Origin of the sequence: Actinoallomurus rhizosphaericola (assembly GCF_024055675.1) — a bacterium.
Taxonomy (GTDB): domain Bacteria; phylum Actinomycetota; class Actinomycetes; order Streptosporangiales; family Streptosporangiaceae; genus Actinoallomurus; species Actinoallomurus soli.
Map to the genome: position 1 here is coordinate 335,290 of NZ_JAMXMW010000008.1, position 18,395 is coordinate 353,684.

The 18,395-nt window shown below is 66.6% G+C and carries 16 protein-coding genes, 1 tRNA gene and 5 pseudogenes; 14 read left to right on the top strand and 8 right to left on the bottom strand.

What is annotated here, in order from left to right:
- The first annotated feature begins 73 nt into the window (after positions 1–73).
- A complete protein-coding gene (locus tag NE234_RS20350) occupies positions 74–925 on the top strand; it encodes a hypothetical protein (protein ID WP_252782050.1) in 852 nt (283 codons plus the stop codon).
- A gap of 433 nt (positions 926–1,358) precedes the next feature.
- On the opposite strand, the gene NE234_RS20355 is transcribed toward NE234_RS20350, so the two are convergent.
- Positions 1,359–2,399 (bottom strand): DMT family transporter, encoded by a 1,041-nt coding sequence (locus tag NE234_RS20355; RefSeq protein WP_252782051.1) that lies wholly within the window; start codon positions 2,397–2,399, stop codon positions 1,359–1,361.
- A 75-nt stretch (positions 2,400–2,474) separates the two neighbouring features.
- Between NE234_RS20355 and NE234_RS20360 the strand changes: the two genes are divergently transcribed.
- On the top strand, positions 2,475–3,380 hold the full coding sequence (locus NE234_RS20360) for a LysR family transcriptional regulator (RefSeq protein WP_252782052.1): 906 nt from the start codon (positions 2,475–2,477) through the stop codon (positions 3,378–3,380).
- A 298-nt stretch (positions 3,381–3,678) separates the two neighbouring features.
- On the opposite strand, the gene NE234_RS20365 is transcribed toward NE234_RS20360, so the two are convergent.
- Positions 3,679–3,747: transfer RNA gene (locus NE234_RS20365), tRNA-Lys, on the bottom strand.
- Positions 3,748–3,939: 192 nt separating this feature from the next.
- Here NE234_RS20365 and NE234_RS20370 point away from each other — a divergent pair.
- The 6 genes and pseudogenes from NE234_RS20370 to NE234_RS44415 form a co-directional block, all read left to right on the top strand.
- Positions 3,940–4,050 (top strand): annotated as a pseudogene (locus tag NE234_RS20370) (hypothetical protein); the annotation flags it as partial.
- A gap of 174 nt (positions 4,051–4,224) precedes the next feature.
- Positions 4,225–5,034 (top strand): annotated as a pseudogene (locus NE234_RS20375) (serine/threonine-protein kinase); the annotation flags it as partial.
- Between the two features lie 277 nt (positions 5,035–5,311).
- Positions 5,312–5,968 (top strand): annotated as a pseudogene (locus NE234_RS20380) (IS701 family transposase); the annotation flags it as partial.
- Between the two features lie 171 nt (positions 5,969–6,139).
- A pseudogene (locus NE234_RS46255) lies at positions 6,140–6,286 on the top strand (IS701 family transposase); the annotation flags it as partial.
- 128 nt (positions 6,287–6,414) lie between these two features.
- Positions 6,415–6,774 carry a GNAT family N-acetyltransferase gene (locus NE234_RS20390; protein ID WP_252782054.1) on the top strand — a complete coding sequence of 120 codons (360 nt, stop codon included), beginning with the start codon at positions 6,415–6,417 and terminating at the stop codon, positions 6,772–6,774.
- 487 nt (positions 6,775–7,261) lie between these two features.
- Positions 7,262–7,393 (top strand): hypothetical protein, encoded by a 132-nt coding sequence (locus tag NE234_RS44415; RefSeq protein WP_256529039.1) that lies wholly within the window; start codon positions 7,262–7,264, stop codon positions 7,391–7,393.
- Positions 7,394–7,448: 55 nt separating this feature from the next.
- On the opposite strand, the gene NE234_RS20395 is transcribed toward NE234_RS44415, so the two are convergent.
- Complete coding sequence (locus NE234_RS20395) at positions 7,449–8,342, bottom strand: helix-turn-helix domain-containing protein (RefSeq protein ID WP_252782055.1); 894 nt, start codon at positions 8,340–8,342, stop codon at positions 7,449–7,451.
- A gap of 297 nt (positions 8,343–8,639) precedes the next feature.
- Positions 8,640–9,635 (bottom strand): aldo/keto reductase family protein, encoded by a 996-nt coding sequence (locus tag NE234_RS20400; protein WP_252782056.1) that lies wholly within the window; start codon positions 9,633–9,635, stop codon positions 8,640–8,642.
- Between the two features lie 143 nt (positions 9,636–9,778).
- On the opposite strand from NE234_RS20400, the gene NE234_RS20405 reads away from it, so the two are divergent.
- Together NE234_RS20405 and NE234_RS20410 are read left to right on the top strand one after the other, a co-directional pair.
- Positions 9,779–10,765: an oxidoreductase gene (locus NE234_RS20405; protein WP_252782057.1), complete on the top strand. Its 987-nt coding sequence runs from the start codon at positions 9,779–9,781 to the stop codon at positions 10,763–10,765.
- A gap of 305 nt (positions 10,766–11,070) precedes the next feature.
- Positions 11,071–11,214: a hypothetical protein gene (locus tag NE234_RS20410; RefSeq protein WP_252782058.1), complete on the top strand. Its 144-nt coding sequence runs from the start codon at positions 11,071–11,073 to the stop codon at positions 11,212–11,214.
- A 93-nt stretch (positions 11,215–11,307) separates the two neighbouring features.
- On the opposite strand, the gene NE234_RS20415 is transcribed toward NE234_RS20410, so the two are convergent.
- On the bottom strand, positions 11,308–11,451 hold the full coding sequence (locus tag NE234_RS20415; protein WP_252782059.1) for a hypothetical protein: 144 nt from the start codon (positions 11,449–11,451) through the stop codon (positions 11,308–11,310).
- Between the two features lie 43 nt (positions 11,452–11,494).
- Positions 11,495–12,703 (bottom strand): MFS transporter, encoded by a 1,209-nt coding sequence (locus NE234_RS20420; protein WP_406567033.1) that lies wholly within the window; start codon positions 12,701–12,703, stop codon positions 11,495–11,497.
- On the opposite strand from NE234_RS20420, the gene NE234_RS20425 reads away from it, so the two are divergent.
- On the top strand, positions 12,698–13,042 hold the full coding sequence (locus tag NE234_RS20425; RefSeq protein WP_252782061.1) for a hypothetical protein: 345 nt from the start codon (positions 12,698–12,700) through the stop codon (positions 13,040–13,042). The genes NE234_RS20420 and NE234_RS20425 overlap by 6 nt on opposite strands.
- A 434-nt stretch (positions 13,043–13,476) precedes the next feature.
- A complete protein-coding gene (locus NE234_RS20430) occupies positions 13,477–13,800 on the top strand; it encodes a hypothetical protein (protein ID WP_252782062.1) in 324 nt (107 codons plus the stop codon).
- 284 nt (positions 13,801–14,084) lie between these two features.
- On the opposite strand, the pseudogene NE234_RS20435 reads toward NE234_RS20430, so the two are convergent.
- A pseudogene (locus tag NE234_RS20435) lies at positions 14,085–14,613 on the bottom strand (transposase); the annotation flags it as partial.
- A gap of 446 nt (positions 14,614–15,059) precedes the next feature.
- Here NE234_RS20435 and NE234_RS20440 point away from each other — a divergent pair.
- A complete protein-coding gene (locus NE234_RS20440) occupies positions 15,060–15,338 on the top strand; it encodes a hypothetical protein (protein WP_252782063.1) in 279 nt (92 codons plus the stop codon).
- Positions 15,339–15,887: 549 nt separating this feature from the next.
- Positions 15,888–16,208, top strand: coding sequence for a hypothetical protein (locus NE234_RS20445; RefSeq protein ID WP_252782064.1), 321 nt, complete (start codon positions 15,888–15,890; stop codon positions 16,206–16,208).
- Positions 16,209–16,243: 35 nt separating this feature from the next.
- Here NE234_RS20445 and NE234_RS20450 read toward each other — a convergent pair whose 3' ends face one another.
- Positions 16,244–18,361 carry a hypothetical protein gene (locus NE234_RS20450; RefSeq protein ID WP_252782065.1) on the bottom strand — a complete coding sequence of 706 codons (2,118 nt, stop codon included), beginning with the start codon at positions 18,359–18,361 and terminating at the stop codon, positions 16,244–16,246.
- Between the last annotated feature and the right edge of the window lie 34 nt (positions 18,362–18,395).

Consider the following 18,395-nt stretch of genomic DNA (forward strand, 5'->3'; position numbering starts at 1 on the left):
AGTCCTGGTCCGGGCTATACTGATGGTAACGACGCGGACTCGGAGATCGCGCTATCAATTCGGAGAATTTGACATGACGTCTTCTAATTTTCTGCGAGCTGACGTGTCCTTTGATTGCGCCGGCGACGAGGAATTGATTGAAGCATCTCGTGATTGGTTGACGTTCGGCTTCAAGTTCATCTGCCCAGAACTCCTGGAAAAATTGGACGAAGGGGGATCCGATATTTATGCCACCATCACCCGAGCGTCGACGGTAGATGATTCGGCGCGGAGTCAACCGTACTCGCGCGCCAATTGGGAGAGGATGCTCTCGAGTCTTAGTGAACGGCCGTTTTCCACTACTCTAAGCATCTTTCGGGGTAGCGCAAAGAATTCGAAGTTTCTGGGTTCTCTTTCGGTGGATCATCTCAATCCATCTGGAAAATGGATGGCGTTCACGGCGGACATCACTGCGCGTGATGAGGACCTCGCGAATCCGGCATACTGCCGCCGGTGGGTTGACTTTCTCGCCTACTCGCTGAATCGCGTCAGTCCTGCGTCCGGTGTGGTCGGTAACGATTACCGTGGTTACGGAGAGACGACGCTTGATGTAGCGCTCAACCGGCCACGGCGGGTCTCGATGCGGGAGGCGCGCAGATTCTTGCGCGGTTACGGCTGGGTGACGATTTGCCCGGCCGACATCGTGCGACGCCTCAACGGAGCTGAACGGCTGAACGACTCCGACGTCTTCTGCCGGATCGAAAACCTGCCGGATGGGAGTGCGATCCTTCAGTCCACCTTGTCGTATGACCAATATAACGACGTGGCTGTACGCCGGGTCTTCGAAGTCCTTGCGCCGGTCCTCCCGTCCGGAAACCCGAGTCGCAGAGACGCGCCAGAACGAGCACGTCTGATATTCGAAGACGCCGGCCGTTATCGAATGTAGCGCATTAATTTGCCGAACATCGTATGCTTCTCCGGACCAGCGCCAGGGAGTATGGCAGAGGCCACTGATAGGGACACCAACGGCGTAAGTGACAAGAGCCAATCCCGATGCCTCCGCGTCATGTGACGAGTCGATGGTCGGCCCTGATCTGTCGCTATAACCGTTTTTTTCCTCTCGGGCGCCTGCACGAATACAATGGTAAACCGGTGTTTTTGGTGGAGAATCAGGGCGCATGTAATTGGGGGGTGGATCTGACGGGTGATGATCCGTTCGTTCATGAAAGTGAAGACGTTTCTGGATGAATGGATGCCGGCAGGGTTTCCGTTGTCCAAGTTCTTGCTTTGGGTTACCGTTTCGGAGGCTGCCCATGGAAATCTCACGTTGATTAATTTGGGCATGGAAGCGCGGGTCCCGGCGGAGCTCTTCAATGCGATTACTGCGAAGAAACGGGGCGCTGTGACAGTGCGGCGCCGGCGAGAATAACCACAGCGCCTACCGGCTGGTGCCAGTTCAGCATTTCGCCCAGCACGAGGACGCCGGCGACGGTAGAGATGATGGGCACGAGGTACGTCACCATGGACGCCACCGTGGCACCCGCGTCACGCACCAGCCCGTACTGGATCAAGAAGGCTACGCCCGTACCCACCGTGCCGAGGGTGAGGAGCGACAGGGACTGAGCGAGCGGGAACTGGCGGGGCAGCGAGGTGAGGAACGGTGTGACCAGGCCCAGTTCGACGGCCCCGGCCGTCAGCTGAGCCGCGGACAGGGAGACGCTGGAGTGTCCGGAGTCCGTGAGGAAACGACGGACGTACACCCAGCCGGCGCCCATGCTCAGCGCGGCCGTCAGTGCGAGGCCCGCGCCCACCGGATCGCCGACGTCGGCGCCGTTCCAGACGCCGAAGACCACGAGGACGCCCAGAAAGCCGATGGCCATGCCCGCCAGCCGGTTCCTGTTGGGCCGCTCGTTCGGTAGTGCGCTGATTGCCACGAGCAGCGTGAACAGCGGTGTCGTGGCGTTGCAGATCCCGGCGAGCGCGGAGGTGATGCGCTCCTCCGAGTAGGCGAAGAGCGTGAACGGCAGGGCGTTGAGCAGGAAGCCCGCGGCAGCGAGATGCAACCACAGGACCGGCCTACGGGGCAGCGCATCACGTTTGACCGCGAGCACCATCAGCAGCGCCAAGGCTCCAAGCGCCACCCGTCCCAGGGCGACTTGGAGCGGCGCGAAAGCCTCTCCGCTGACCTTGACGAAGAGAAAGCTGAGGCCCCAGACCAGGGCCAGCAGCAGAAAGCGGATGCGCCAGTCGAGGCTGCGGCGGGAACGGGAGGGCGAACCCTCGGCCGCTTCGGCTGGCGAGGATGGAGTGCCGGTTCCGAAACGGCCGTTGGGGCGGTGACCGGGAGGCGCTGCAGGTGAGGGCGAAACCCCGTCACCGCTGTCGGTCGCGCTCTCGGTCGTGGAGGAGACTGAGTCCATGGCCACCACTTTGCGATCGAGAGAAGCCCAGGACAAGCGAGGTTTTGTGAGCTCTGTTTGTAGCGTGCGTTCAACGTGCTGAACCTGGATCGACTTCGCAGTCTGCAGGCCGTGGCCGCCCTTGGCTCGGTCAGTGGGGCAGCAGCGGTGCTGCACCTGACGCCCTCGGCCGTGTCGCAGCACCTGCGCAAACTTGAGCAGGAGACCGGCCACCAACTGGTCACCCGGACGGGCCGCGGAGTGGAACTCACGCCCAACGCACGGTTGCTGGCGGAGCGCGCGCGACACATCCTGGCCCTGGTCGACGAGACCGAGGCCGAGCTCCAGTCGCGCAACGACCATCCCGTGGGCCGGCTGTCCCTGGGCGCCTTCCCCACTGCGGCACGCGGCGTGGTGCCGCGGGCCTTGCGCATCCTGTCCGAGCGGGCACCGCAACTGGAGGTCCGTGTGCGGGAGTTGGACCATGATTCCCCTCTGGCGCAGGTGGAGCGCGGCGAGCTGGATGTCGGTATAGCCCAGGACTGGGAGCACATGCCGATCTCCTGGACCGGTAACCTGCGAAGGCGCCTGCTCATGGTGGACACGGCATGTGTGGCGCTGCCCGCGGATCACGCCCTGGCGGACCGTACCGCCGTACGTGTGAGCGAGTTGGCCGACGCATCCTGGATCAGCCGACCTCAGCGCTCGACCTGCCACGAATGGCTCATGCACACCATGCGGGAGCAGGGCGCGGAACCACGCATCGTGCACATGGTGGCCGAACACCCCACCCAGATCGCCCTGGTCTCCGCCGGCGTGGGCCTCGCGATGGTCCCCAGCCTGGGCCTGGGTCACCTCCCGAAGGACGTGGTGGCCTTGCCCGTCGAACCGAGCCTCACCCGCAGGATCTACGCGGTGTGGCGTCCGGAGGCCGCGGTACGCCCCTCCGTGCGGGTCACCATCGAGGCACTGGCCGAGGTCGGCAGCACCCTGCACGCCTGATGTCGACCGGGCACCGCGCCGGAGGACACACTGGACCACTCAACACAGGGCCGCAATGCGAACCCTCGGCGCGAAGAGCCGCATGACGTCGCGCGCAGGTCACGGCTGGTGTTGAAGGTGTGCGTGTTCGTCGGCAGTTGGCTGGCGGTCGTACCCCGGCGGTCCGGTGGCGCCCGCGGGTGGATTTACCAAGATCACGGCACGCGAGCACACATGGAGCACACGTGGTCGCCAGACCGCCCTAAAACAGACACTGGGCGCTCCCGGTGGAACCGAGAACGCCCAGGGTCAGGACGGGTGCGCCGCCAGGGACTTGAACCCCGAACCCGCGGATTAAGAGTCCGCTGCTCTCGTGTCAGATCGGCGCTCTGGCTGCCAGTCTGTGCCGGTCCGTCCGGGACTCTGCCGGTTCTGGTGCCGGGTCATGCCGCTGGCTGACGGGCCGTTTCATGGCATCCGAGCAACCACCGAGCAACCACGGCCTCGGTAACGCGTTATTTGATCTTTGATCGCCCACCGATGCGGTCGTCGACCATAGCCCTGCTACAACGGCGGCCACTACGTCTACAACGTGGGCTCGACGTGCGCCGACACCGCCACCGTCGCGTTCCTCGCCGACGGAAAGTTGCCCGTCACGGATCTGCACTGCACCGCCAAGCTGCGGAGCTAGGGTGCGATCTTCACCGGCGGACCGACTAGAGAGACGACCTGGGGTCGGGTGGGTTCCACCGCTGAACCTGCCCGAGCCCAGGTGTCCGCTGCTGCGGTGGGAAACCGGCTGGGCACGCTGAGCGTCATTCTTGTGGGGACGACGGTCAGGTGGGCTACGGAGCGCGAAATGAACATGGACGGGGATGGGGCTGCGCGAGTGACCCTCGGCGACCTTCTACCCGATGACCCGCGCACGGTTGGTCCATACCGCCTCACCAGACGCCTCGGCCAGGGCGGCATGGGCACCGTGTTCCTCGGCTGGTCCGGTGACCGGCCCGTCGCAGTGAAGGTCATCTCCCCGCAGTACGGCACCGACCCGGCTTTCCGTAAGCGCTTCGCCACCGAGATCGAGTCGGCGAAACGAGTCGGCAGATTCTTCACCGCCGCGGTGATCGACGCGGATCCGGACGCGGCGACTCCCTGGATGGCCACCGAATACGTGCCCGGACCCTCGTTGCGTCAGGCCGTGGAGGAGCATGGCGCGCTGCCGCTCGCGACGGTCCGGCGGCTCGGCGCCGGTCTGGCCAAAGGGCTGGCGGTGATCCACCTCTGCGATCTGGTACATCGCGACCTGAAACCGGCGAACGTGCTGCTCGCGGCCAACGGCCCACGCATGATCGACTTCGGGATCGCCCGCGCTCTGGACCGTACGTCGGTCACGGCGGCCGGCCAGCGCGTCGGCACCCCGGCGTATATGTCGCCGGAGCAGGCTCGCGGCGATTCGGCGCAGATCGGGCCGGCCAGCGACGTGTTCTCTCTCGGGTGCGTCCTGGTGTTCGCCGCCACAGGGAAGAGCCCGTTCTACGCGGCAGACGACTCTGCCGCCATGCACCAGGTCATCCACGAACAACCGGACCTCACCGCGGTCCCGCCGGACATCAGGCCGCTGATCAGCCGCTGCCTGGCCAAGGACCCAGCCGAACGGCCCACCGCACACGAGGTCCTCGATGACCTGTCCAACGACCATCTCGCCGACCCCGGTTGGCTACCCGCAACGATCACCGACATGATCGAAGAACCGACTCCGCCCTCCGCGCCGCCCAGGCTCGATAAACCGGCGGCCGAGAGCGCCCACACCTTCCGGGCCGTCTTCCACGAGTCCGGCAGATCCCGCCTCTTCTGGAAGGCATTGCTCGCGCTGCTGGCCCTCGCGTCCGTCGGCTCGAGCCTTTTCGGCCTGCTCTTCTTCGCGATCAGCGAAGACGCAAGGAAAGCCAACGGTCCTGGCCCGGCAGATGCTCGCCAGGGCCCTGGACGCGGGGACGCCCATCTCGTGGGCGACGGCCGACGAAGCCTACGGAATGGACTACAAATTCCGGCACTTCCTGGAGCAACGCGGCGTGAACTACGTGGTCGCGGTGCCCAAAAGTCAGGTCGTCGCCAAGGGCCTCGCCGGCGGGGACACCCGCGCCGACTCCCTGGTCGCCGACGCCCCACCCGAGGCCTGGAAGCGCCTGTCCTGCAGCGATGGCTCCAAGGGCCCACGGCTGTATGACTGGGCACTGGCCACCGTGCACGTCGACGCCGAACCCGGCTACCAGCGATGGCTCCTCGCCCGACGGGCTCTGACGCCCAACACCAAGGGTGAGTTGGAGATTGCCTACTACCTGTGCCACGGCCCCGTCGGCACCACCGTCGACGAACTCATCCGCGTCGCCGGGGCCCGCTGGGCCATCGAGGAGTGCTTCCAGACCGCCAAGAACGAAACCGGCCTCGACCACTACCAGGTCCGCCGCTACGACGCCTGGCACCGCCACATCACCCTGGCCATGCTCGCCCACGCCTACCTGGCCGTCACCGCCGCCCACGCCCCAAAAGCACTAACGGCCTGGTCCGCCTCACACCAGCGGAGATCCGTCGTCTCCTGGCACACCTGACCAGCGGCGTCACCCGCCCACTGGACTTCACTCTCTCCTGGTCACGCCACCGCCGCCAGCACCAGACCCGAGCCCGCAGCAGTCATTACTGGCGCCGCTGGCTCAAGAATCACGAAGTCAGACTGCTACAGCCTGATTTCGTGATTCCTTGCGTAAAGCGTGGCGGATGTGGTGACTGCTGACGATCTGCAGGTGCGGGTGTCGGGGCTGGACGCGCTGTTCGCACGAGTCGCGGGCCGGTTCGGGCGGGTGGAACCGCGCCGGCAGGCGCGGGCGTATGTGACGGGGCTGCTGGCGCCGGTGGAACGCAAGAACGGCACTCGATCAGGCCGACGCAACACCGTTCGCACGGGCTGCGCGCAGGCGGTTCACAAGATCGTCACGGCGATGTCGGCGCGCGACGCCGCTGCCGCGCGCGATGACCGGTCGTGGTGCTTCCGCCGCGGGTGACGACCACAGGCACCGTGCGACCGGCGCGCGTACCCGCCAGAACCGGGGCGCCGGGGAACGGCGAGATCGAGCTCGGCTACCGGCTACGCAGGTCGGCCTGGAGCAAGGGTTACGCCACCGAGGGATCGCGCACGCTGATCCGCAAGGGTTTCACCGAGTTGGGGGTGGAACGGGTGGTCGCCGAGACGATGACGGTCAATCTCGGCTCGCGGCGCATGATGGAGAAGGCCGGCCTGACACTCGTGCGCACCTTCCACCGCGACGGGCTGGACGCCGTCGAAGGCTTCGAGCACGGCATGGTCGAGTACGCGCTGACCAAAGCCGATTGGGCGCGCGACCTTCGAGGCATGCGCTAAAACCACCTGCTCATAGACGGCCTCCACCACGGCAAGATCCTCAACGCTTGGAACCGGACCGCTGCCGCCTTGAGCGCCCCCACCGACCGTCACCGCCCAGCAAGCCAGCGGCCGAATACGCGCCGATCGATTATGCGAGGTCACCAGTCTCAGGGGCCGCACACCGACCACCGCGACCCGATACGGCTGCGCGCCTTCGCCGAGTGGGCCATGGGCGGCGGCCACATGCCCCGCCTGGACCTGCCACCCACCGCGCGCAACGACCGCGCCCCCATCAGCCAGGACCGCCGCCTGGTCCTGCTACGCCGCTTCCTGACCGATGAGTCCATCACGCTGCGCACCCGCGTCGCGGCCTGCCTCGTGCTGCTGTATGCCCAGCCCGTCGCCCGCCTGGTCCGCCTCACCATCCGGGACGTTCACAGCCGCGACGGCCAGGTGTTCCTACGCCTGGGCAACCCGCCCACCCCGGTACCCGAGCCCTTCGCCGATGCTCCTGGAACTGACCGTCACCCGCGCCAACATGAACACCGCCGCCAACCCCGACGCCGACTGGCTGTTCCCCGGTGGCCGCGCCGGACCGGGGCGACCCAGAGTGTTCAGCTGGCTGTTCGCTGGTTGAGCACCGATCGCGTGGCGCTGACGGTTCGAGGCCGTCGTCGTGGACGACTTGTGGCCTATGCCGGTGCCGAGTCATCGACACCGTTGGAGTGGGCGGTAGCGGCCTCGGTCGGGCCGCCGACCGTGCGTTGCCGGGCGATACCAGCCAAGAGCGTCAAGGCTTGCTCGTTGACGCTGTCCGGCTGAGAGAAGAACACAAATAGCGTCTGGCCACAAGCGCCGTTCACGCTGAAGCTTTCGTAGTCCAGCGTGATCTCACCGACGAACGGGGTGTTGAATCGCTTGGCGCCACGTGTTCGTTCATGGACGTCGTGGCGCGCCCACATATGACGAAAGTCCTCGCTTTTCAGCGACAGCTCACCGACGAGATCGGTGAGCCGCGGGTCGTCCAGCTCAGTGCCGGCCGAGGCGCGCAGGCCCGCGACCGCTCCCTCGGCGATCTGTTCCCAGTCGAGGTAGATCTCGCGGGCCTCCGGGTCGAGGAAGGTATGGCGCAGCAGGTTACGGCCTGGGATGAAGCCGGAGTTGACCACTTGAGCCAGGTCGGTGGCGGCTAGAACGTCGCGGTAGCGGCCCACCACCACGGCTGGTTGGCCGGCCCACAGATGCAACAGATGCGTCAGTCCGGGACGGATCTTCTCGACTCGGCGCGACCGCCTGCGGCGCGGCGGTACGGGTTGCGCCAAGCGGCGCAAGTGGCCGGCGGCTTCGTCGTTGAGCCCGAGCACGCGGGCCAAAGCGTCCAGGACGTGGTCGGATGGGTGCCGGTCGCGCCCCTGCTCCAGACGGGCGTAATAGTGGCTGCTCACGCCGGCGAGAAGCGCGAGTTCCTCACGTCGCAGACCCTTGACACGCCGTCGGCCGTAGTCGGGCAAGTCAAGATCCGCGGGATCGATGAGCTCGCGCCGGGCGCGGAGGAAGTCCCCGAGCGGGTTGTCGCTGGTCGTCACGCCCTTCAGGATAGGAGGCCACGAACGGTCAAGCCTCGCCGCGCGAGGACCACCTTGGGCCGGACCGGTGTCCGAGCAGCCTTGGTCAACTGCAAGGTGCACGGGCGATCGCTGCCTTCGAGCCCAGCCACGAGGACGCAAGGGCGGCGCCGGTGCGCCGATCGGGGTTGGTTGCAGCGTAGCCCGCCTGTCGTCCGCGCCAGGGACGCCACGCAGTGCGTGGGAGGATGGCGTGAGCAGTACCGACGTACCGTCGATGTCACGCATGGTCAGATGCTTTCCGCCGAGACGGTTGTGTCAGTTGCGGTAGGTCACACCTTCGGTCGCGTAGACGCCGAGGGTCTGGCCGGTGGTCGGGGCGTCACCTAGGGCCAGGTCGATGGCGTCGAGGATGTCCTGGCTTAGCTCGACGCCCGCGGCAGCGGCGTTGGCGTGGACCTGTTCGGGCCGGGATGCGCCGGTGATCGCGGAGGCCACCTCGGGGCGGCGCAGCACCCAAGCCAGCGCCAGGGTCGGCAAGGACATCGCGGCCTGTTCGGCGATGGGTGCGAGGCGCTGCACTGCGTCGAGGGCGTCGTCGCGGTACACGAGGTCCATCGAGACGTTCATCGCGTCGTTGGCGAAGCGTGAATCCGGCGGCAGCGGCCGGCCGGATCGGTACTTGCCGGTAAGGACTCCCTGGGCCAGGGGAGACCAGACGATCTGGGAGATGCCGTTCGTCGCGCACAAGGGAAACACCTCGGCTTCGGGGGCCTGCCACAGCATCGAGTACTGCGGCTGGGAGGACACGAACAGTTCCGGCCCGGCGATGTCGATCGCCGCCTGGATCTGCTCGGGGGTCCACTCGCTGAATCCGAGGTAGCGGGCTTTGCCGTCGGCGACGACCTTCTGCAGCGCCTCGATGGTCTCTTCGATCGGCACGTTCGTGTCGAAGCGATGGGCTTGGTAGAGGTCGACGTAGTCGGTGCGCAGCCGGCGTAGGGACGCGTCGATCTGCTTGCTGATCTGTGCGGCGGACAGTCCGTGGTCGGTGTCGGACATGCGCCCCCATACCTTGGTAGCGAGCACGTAGGACTCGCGCGGGTGGGTGGACAGGATCTCGCCCCACGCGAGTTCGGCGGCACCCTGGCCGTAGACGTTGGCGGTATCGAAGAAGTTGATGCCGGCGTCGAGCGCGGCCTCGGTACAAACCCGGGTCCGGTCGGCTTCGACCCCTCCGGCGTAGGTGAGCCAGGACCCGAGTGAAATCTCCGAGACCTCCAGGTCCGAGGTGCCAAGCTTGCGGTAGCGCACGATGCGATCTCCTTCATCAGGCCCGGACGGGAGCGACCGGCGTCATCGACGCTAGACCGGAGCTGCGTGGGTTGCCACGCCCTGTCGAGGCGCGCCCCGACGGAGCGTGGCACGCCGACACGGCAGGTCCTAGCGTCCAGGTCATGACCACATACACACCGACCGCACAGCGCCCCATCGCAAGCGGATTCACTGCCGGCAGCACCGCCACTGACGTCCTTGAGGGCATCGATCTGAACGGCAGGCTCGCCGTCGTCACCGGCGGTTACTCAGGTGTCGGACTCGAGGACGTCCGAGCGCTGACCGCCGCAGGCGCCACCGTCGTCGTGCCCGCACGACGACCCGACGAGGCGACCAAGAACCTCGCCGGCATCGACCACGTCGAGGTCAGCGAACTCGATCTCGCCGACCTGGATTCCGTCGCGCGGTTCGCCGACACCTTCCTGGCCACAGGACGCAGCATCGACATCCTCATCAACTGCGCCGGCATCATGGCCACACCCGAGACCCGCGTCGGGCCCGGTTGGGAACTCCAGTTCGCGACCAACCACCTGGGGCACTTCGCGCTCACCAACCGGCTGTGGCCGGCGCTGTCCGCTGACGGCGGGGCACGCGTTGCCGCCTTCTCCTCCCGCGGGCACAAGTTCTCCGACATTCAGTGGGATGACCTTGAGCTCAACCACGGTTACGACAAGTGGAAGGCATACGGGCAGTCGAAGACCGCCAACGCTTTGTTCGCCTTGCAGCTCGACAAACTAGGCCAAGCGTCAGGCGTTCGAGCCTTCTCCCTGAACCCGGGCGGTATCCGTACCAATCTGCAACGCTACGTCGCCCACGAAGACCAGATCCAGCTCGGCTGGATCGACGAGGATGGCAACGAGCTCATCACCTGGAAGTCCGCCGAGGCCGGCGCCGCTACAGCAGCATGGGCGGTGAGCTCGCCCAAGCTCGAGGGCATGGGCGGCGTCTACCTCGAAGACTGTGAGGTAGCGGAAATCGTCGACCCCAGCGCCCCCGACGCCATGAAGCACGGAGTCCACCCCTGGGCCGCTGACCCCGAACAGGCCGGCCGGTTGTGGACCGTGTCGGCCCAGCTCACCGGCGTCGACGCCTTCGCCGACCGTCACTGACCCCCGCCCTGCCCCGCCGACTTCGTCGCCCACGGGCTGAACACTGTCACAGCGGCCTTCAACACCCGCGAAAGTTCACCCGCCATGCGGATCCACGCCACCGACAGCGGCATCGCAAGTCCGACAGCTCCGCAGAGATTCGCGCGACCTCTTCGAGCAGTAGTCGGCGCTCGACCTCCGTCAGACCAGCCGTCCACCGTTTCGGCAAATCTATACCGCTGCGGGGAACGGCAGGCTGACGACCGCCTGGCAGGCCATCCGCTCACAGCTGCACCTCTTTCAGCTGCGCCGCGCGGACGCAGGCTATGACCACTACCGCGCGCGTGGTCGACGAGCACCGGGAACTGGCCGCGCTGCTGCGCTCCGGCGACCACCGCACGCTGGCCCGCCTGGCCGAGGAGCACGTGGACTCCGCGCGCCGCAGCCTGCTGGCCGGACTGTCGGACTGAACCGGGCCGCGGTCAAAGGGCGTGCCCGGAACTGGCATGCGGTGGCACGGCGCTGGTCGCGGATGGCGCCGGTGGACCGGCCGGCAGCAGGAGCTACAGCACAGCCGGGCCACCGGACAGCACGGGTGCGGCCAGGTCGATCACGGTCCGGTTGCGCCCGTTCGGCACCTGGACCGCACCGAGCTGGTCGCCGTGGTGGCAGGACGGCAGGCGCCGCGCGGCTTGGCGCGCTGCCACGCACGCACGGTCTGCGCGCCCGTCTGTCCGATCCTCTACGGGATCATCGGGCAGCGGCGTTCTCGATGACCTCTGCCTCGTCAGCGGCCACGGGGGCCGGGTTCTTCGGTCCGCGCAGGGCTATGTAGACGAACAGGGCGGCCATGACGGCGGTGCCCACCCACATGGCCTGCTGCCATCCGTCGACGAAGGACTGCTGGGCGGCGTGGACCAGGTCCTGCGCGCGCGGGCCTGTGCTGGATGCGGTCTCCAGGGCGTTGGCGATGCCGTCGCGCGCAGTGTCCGCGGTGCCCTGGGGGATGCCCTGAAGCCTGCCGTCGATGGAGCTGCGGTAGCCGGCCGACAGCAGCGCGCCCAGCAGCGCGACGCCCAGTGCGGTGCCGAACTCGCGGGTGACGTCGTTGAGGGCGGAGGCGACGCCCTGCTTCTCGCGCGGCAGTGATCTGGTGATGGCCTCCGTGGACGGCGTCATCGCCAGACCCGCGCCGAACCCCAGGGCGAGCAGGCCGGCCAGGACGGACGGATAGCCGCCGTCGACGGAGACGAACAGCGCCATCAGGGCCAGGCCGACACCGGTCAGCGCGATGCCGATGGCCAGGGTCCAACGGACGCCGATCTGTGCGGCCAACCTGGGGGCCACACCGGAGGCCACGATCAGTGCCACGGCCATGGGCAACATCGCCACCGAGGACAGCAGCGCCGACCAGCCCAGCACGGCTTGGAAGAACGGCAGGAGGACCACGGTGATACCCGCCTGGACACCGAAGGTCACCAGCAGGGTGATCGAACCGCCGGCCAGGCCGCGCTCACGGAACAGCCGCACGTCCAGCAGCGAGGCGTCCCGGCGGCGCAGCTCCCAGACCACGAAACCGACGGTGCTGCCGAGACCGACGGCGAGGCTGATCAGGGTCACCGGGGCGGTCCAGCCGCGCTCTGGCCCCTCCTGCAGGACGAAGATGAGGCCGACCACCGCGACGGTGGACACCAGTGCGCCGATGGTGTCGAAGGAATGGCGGGACCGCGCGAAGGAGTTGGGAACCGACTTCAGCGTCATGGCCATGGCCACGACGATCAGGACCACCGGCAGGGCGAACAGCCAGCGCCAGTCGGCGGCGTCGACCAGGAACGCCCCCAGGAACAGGCCCACGACGCCGCCGCCTCCGCCCACCCCGGTCCACACCCCGACGCGCTGGCCGACCCCGATCCCTGGCGCGGGTTCTGCAGTGTGATCGAGAAGGTGTGCGCTGTGCAGGCCACCGCCCGGGGCTTCACGGCCGCCTTCCTCTCACAGTTCCCCGACACCGTCGACTACGAGCACGACCGCACCCGCGCGGAGAGGGGCCTCGCCCAATTGGTGCAGCGGGCCAAAGACGCAGGACAACTGCGGGCCGACTTCCACCTCGCCGACGTCACTCTCCTGATCCTGGCCAACAGCGGCGTCGTCGGAGAGTCCCCGCAGGTCTCGCTGGCCGCGTCCCGACGCCTGGCCGCCTACCTTCTCCAGTCCTTCCGGTCCGGCCATACCGAACCCCTGCCCCCGCCGGCACCGCTGGGACTCCAGCACATCCACCAGCCTCCGCCCACCCGCTAGCGGGTGGGCGATGGGCCCCAGGAAGTCGCGCCAACAACACCGACTCACGGAACATCCAACTGGGTCCTCGGTCTCCCCCAAGGATCTCCGTGACGAGACAGTCGGGCCCGCGGAATCGCAATTTTCGTCACCGTCCGCCGCGAGGTGCTTCGTGGTACGAGGACACTGCCACCCGATCTGGGGCGTTGCGGAACCGGCGTTGTGTGTCCAGCATCGGAGGACGAAGAGCCCGGCTGTGCTGCCCGGCGCGAGGGGGACGATTGATGGACCCGCAAGGCTGGTGGGGAGTCCTGCTGCAGGGAACCATCTCAGCGGTGGTCGGTGGGGTCGTGGCCGCGCTAACCGCCTGGGCTGTAGTGGCAGCCACCCGGCGACACGACCGCCACTCCGCACTTCGGACAGAGGCCCGCGCGGCGGCGGTCCGGATGTTCCACATGACCAGCGAGCTGTATCAGGCCCTGCAGCATGCGGTCGTCGACGACGACGCGCCGCTTCCCACGCCTGATAGCCGTGACTGGCTGATCAACGCCACCAGCCTGGAAATCGCGATGTTCGCGCTCGATGGCGCACTGGGAGGACGGATCTCCCAGGACCTGGGCGACGTCCGGCGCGCTCTGGAACGTCTTAACGCCGGTGCCAAGACCAGGGCCGAGGCGGCATTGTCCGTTACCGCCCATCTGTCTCGTCTCAGCGACGACCTAGCCGACTGGCTAATAGACGGTCGGCATCGTGTGACCCCGCAGCGCACTGGCCAATGAGCTTTTGTCGGTAACCGCTTGCGATGAGCTGTGATCTTCAGATGGATCGGCTGCGAGTACATCGCCGCCCTTATGCAGGTACCGGTAGGTGGCAGTGAGGCTGATGGCGTTGTCGGCCGCGAGCAGCCTCGCTTGCGCGAGCTGCGACCCACTCCACACGATCGACCCCATGGACGTCACCACCGACAGCTTCCCGGGAATCGAGGCATGCCGACAGGGGTGGACGTATCGGAGCGCGAGCAATCCACATCGAGTCCGCCTGTTCCTCCAACTCGAGGGAATGGCCGTTCCTGGGGGTTGTTGCTCCAAATCTGATCTGCTTCCAGACGGCCTCTGGGGAAGGCGGTGAAGGCCAGGATGTCCTCACGCGCCTCGTCCAGGTGTTCGGCGGCGGCCGGGTACTTGGCCTCCAGGGCTTCCACGACCTGCCGGTGCTGGGCGAACACCGCATCGACGTCGGGTTGCTCGAAGATGGTGCGGACGAGCGTGGACACCCACGGCTGCGCCGACTCCGGAACGCGCGACAAAAGATTCCGGTGGTAGTGGGTCCGGCAGCGCTGCCACGACGCCCCCGGCAGCGTCGAGGCGATCGCGTCTCGCAGTCCGGCGTGGCAGTCGGAAGTGACCATCGTCACCCGGACAAGCTGCGGGCGCCCAGGCCGCGCAGGAACGCCAGCCAGCCCGCGCCGTCCTCGGCGGTGACCACGTCGATGCGAGGATCTCCCGGTGACCATCAGCGTTCACGACGGTGGCGATCAGGACATGCACCGTCACCGTCCGGCCGCCCTCACGCATCTTCTGGGTGAGCGCGTCGATCCAGCAAGGCCAGGGAGGTATTCGACCAAACGGCATGAACGTGGCTACCAGAACGGCGGGTCAGTCTGGAGCATCCTCGGCCAGGGCGCTGGCGAGGTCGTAGGCCGGCGAGCCGTTGAGGGACCCGACGTCGCGCAGGTACCGGCGGGTCGTCTCCATTGAGGCATGGCCGAGAACGCCTGCAGTTTCACCAGGTCGGTCCCGCACCGGTAGGATGTTTCCTCCTCCGGATGCGGAGAATGTCGCCGGGAGGCTATCCCTGGGCCGCCGGACGCCGTAGGACCGCGATGAAAATGTCACCGGCTGCGCCGCAACCCCCTCGCCGCCCGTCAGGCCCTCGATGAGCTTCGAGCTCTCCTCACCGCCAAGTGCTACACCGATTCCCACCAGGCCCGATAACTTTTCAAAGACGGCGTCGCGGTTTGCCGGGATACTGCCATGTCATGGCTGACATCACGGACGAAGATCTCGACGAGTGCACTCGGATCATTAATGCGATGTGGGCGATGGACGTCGCCAACAGCGGCCATGAGCGGCAAGCCGATCACGCGGCTGGCATGCTGCTGTCGGGGAGCACGCTGCAAACCGTCGCGCCGGGGCAGATCTTGGAGCTGGTTGATCGAGTAATACAGCTCGGCTACATAGCGGCGCTGGAGGACGTTCGGAGGGGAGTCTTCGACGACGCGATCATGCAGTGGCGCCCGGACCTCGCCGAGGACTGACGGCAAAAGGGCAGTCGTTTGAGGACTGCTGTCCCTTCGCCGTACGGCGATCCGTCGTACCGACAGTAATGTCGCCGGCCCGCGGCGGCGTTGTCCAGCGGCTGGCAGCGGTTGTCGAGGTTTGTCATTTTCACCCTCGCTCTCGCCGACGTCCGCCGCCGACGCGGCCGGGATGTTGACATCCCATTCCGTGCCGCCGCGACCGGTGACGCGAATCGGTACCGCTCGGGCCATCTCCGTGCGCGCGTTCAGCAGCTTGGGCTCCGACCGCGTGATCGCCACGCGGCCAACGGTGTGTGTGTCGGCGCTACCAACGCCACCGTCAGGGGGTCCATCCTGTTCCTCTCACCTCGTTGGGCTCGCCGCGCCGATATGGCGGACTGGAAGTGGTAGAGCCCCAGGATGCCCGGGACGTTACCTGTTCCCGAGAAACTTCGACCCGGCGCGGTACGTGCCCGGCCCGTCGCTCCTCGAATGAGGCGTGGATGGTCACCGTCCTATGCGTGGCCGACCTGGGCGCCGTGAGGTGGACGCGGCCTGGCCCGGGTGATGGAACACAAGGAGAAGGCCGCCCAGGCCACCGAGCGCGCCGAGGCTCAGGCGAACATCGCCGCAACCGAGAAGGCCCGGCGCGAGCGGAAGGCTGTACGCGCCGAGCAGTTCCCCGCCGAGAACAAGGACCTGAATCGGGACCTGGGCGCCGCGACGCAGCGAACCGAAGCTGCCGACCAGCGCGCGGCCGACCTGGAGACCGTGCTCGGGGATGGGGACCCAGGGCATGGCTCCCTAGGTTCGGGGAGGAACGCCTACTTGAGGCGGCAGCCCACGCCCGGAGAGGCCTCGAATACCCAGCCGCGACGGTACTGGTAGCAGCACTACGCCGCATGCGTAACTGCCGAAATGAGCTACCTCATATCCGACGGCTTGGTGCGACTGCCTGGGACCTGGACGGTGACGATGTGTCGCGGGATTGAGTCGCCTTCGATGCCGAACTCGGTGTGACCGATGAGCGCGCTCAGGTGCGGCGGTGGCCCCGATGGGTCGAACGCCTTGTGCCTCAGGGCGACGAGGAACCCGATACGTATGTCGGTACCTTGATAAGCGACCGCTTGCTTGAGGTATGCTGTCTTGTCGTCCATTGGGACCTTCGTCGAGTCGACCTTCATTTCGATGTGAATCGCGAAGCCGTCGAACTTGAGGCGAAGGTCGATACGACCACCGCCGACGTGCTGCACCTCGAACTCAACGATGGACCCGAGATCGCTGCTGGCGAGGTAGTTGTACAGGTCCAAGTGAATCGAATCTTCGTTAGCCTTCGGGTCGAACACGTAGGCGTAGAGGTCGGATTGCGCATTGGTTCGCGTCGTGACGAACCTGATGATGAGTCGCAACACTTCGTCGACAGCCGCTGCTGCCGCGCCGCTGTAGTCCGGGCTGGAGGCCAGGGCGGCCCGGATGGTCGAGTACACACTGCTCTCAATGAGGTTGAGGCTGCGCTTGCCGATGGTGATGTCGTCGAGCGCCTGGCCTAGCTCGATCAGGACTTGTTTGCTCATCGCGCCGAGCGCAGTGGCTGCGGCTGATCCGGCTGGGAGGAGTTGGTTAAGCGGTGGCGGCAGTGGCGTTGACCCCATACCGCCGTCGTCTTTTCCCTGACCAGCACCTCCCAACGCATGAGTTTTCGCAGCGGCCAGGACCGTACGGGCCGCCTCGAGTTGCTCGGAGAGGGCACTCCTCCGGTCATCGGCAGACTCCGCGACCTGCCGCTCGAGAGCATTGGTGTGGTCCTCAAGGTTGCTCAGCAGCCCAGCGGTTCTCGCGAAGCCGGACTCGATGATCGGCTGTATTAGCGTCAGCAGACCGTCGGCATCCTCTTCGCGGCGCACGACCGCAACCGACCGTGAGCCCATGTAGATCTGCAGCAGGCCATCGACAACGATCTCAGCCTTGTAGAAACTGTTGCGGGCGAATTCCACACGAAGCCTATTGAGGTCGTTCGCGAGTTGGTTCCAGGCAAGGAGTGCGGCTCTTTTCGGGTCGCCGTACCAGTGGTTCAGGCCGATCGAGGCGATGTTGATCCGGCGGACGCGCTCGGCCAGCCTTCCCAGGGCCTCTGGTTCCAACAGCGGCATTGCCAGGGCATCCACACTCGGCGGCACGCCCGACTCCTGGAGTAGACCACGCAGAACCTCCACCACGGTGAGTAGTACGTCGGCGTCTTCGCGCTCGTAGGCGTCCCGAGCGATCTCCAGGTACGCGGCAGACGCCTCCAGGTTCTTCGCCATCGTTGAGAGGTCGGACGCACGCAGGGCACCGACCAACTCGATACCGGCCAGCGCCCAAGCAGCGTCGGAGGCAACGTCCTCCGGGTCGGCGTCCGAGCGGACCTCGCCCGCCGGCGGGTCCAGGCCCGCGACCAGCCGGACGACCTTGGCGAGGCTGGCGGCGTGTGGCCAGTGGTCGACGGCCGTGCCGACGGCCCTGATGACCGCCGTTCCCAGGGGCTTCGGCATGGGCGTGTTGAAGCGTTCCAGGAGGGCGAGGAATCCAAACGACGACCCGATTCCGGTCAAGTTGAGCCGTGTAAGCGCCTCGAGGGCGTCTGCCGCTCGTCGGGCGGCGCGGGCGTTCTGGTCCTCTAGCCGCTGGAACGCCTCGACTATGCCCTCCAGCGATTTGGCCAAGGTCGTACCAACGACCTCGAGGGCTGCAGGACTGCTGAGTAGCGTTTCCAGGCTGTCGGCGAAGATAGCGGGGTTCTCAGTTGCCGTGACTGCAGCGGTGATGGCGCGCAATGCATCGGCGTAGGTGCCGGCCCGGTTGCCGGGGTGCGCGGCCTCACGCACAACCAGCCCGACGAACTGGGCGAGCACCGGGCTGTCGGCGAGGGCTGCGCCGTCAGTAGCCAGGCGTTCCCATCCCCCGAGGGCCGAAAGCGCATCGTCGTTAGGCGGTCGGCCCGGACTTGCCGTGAGCAGCGCCGCCATGCCTTCAGTAAGGCTCGTGGATGGTTCGTTGCTCATGCGCCTCCTCTCGAGTCCCATGCCCGGTTACGGC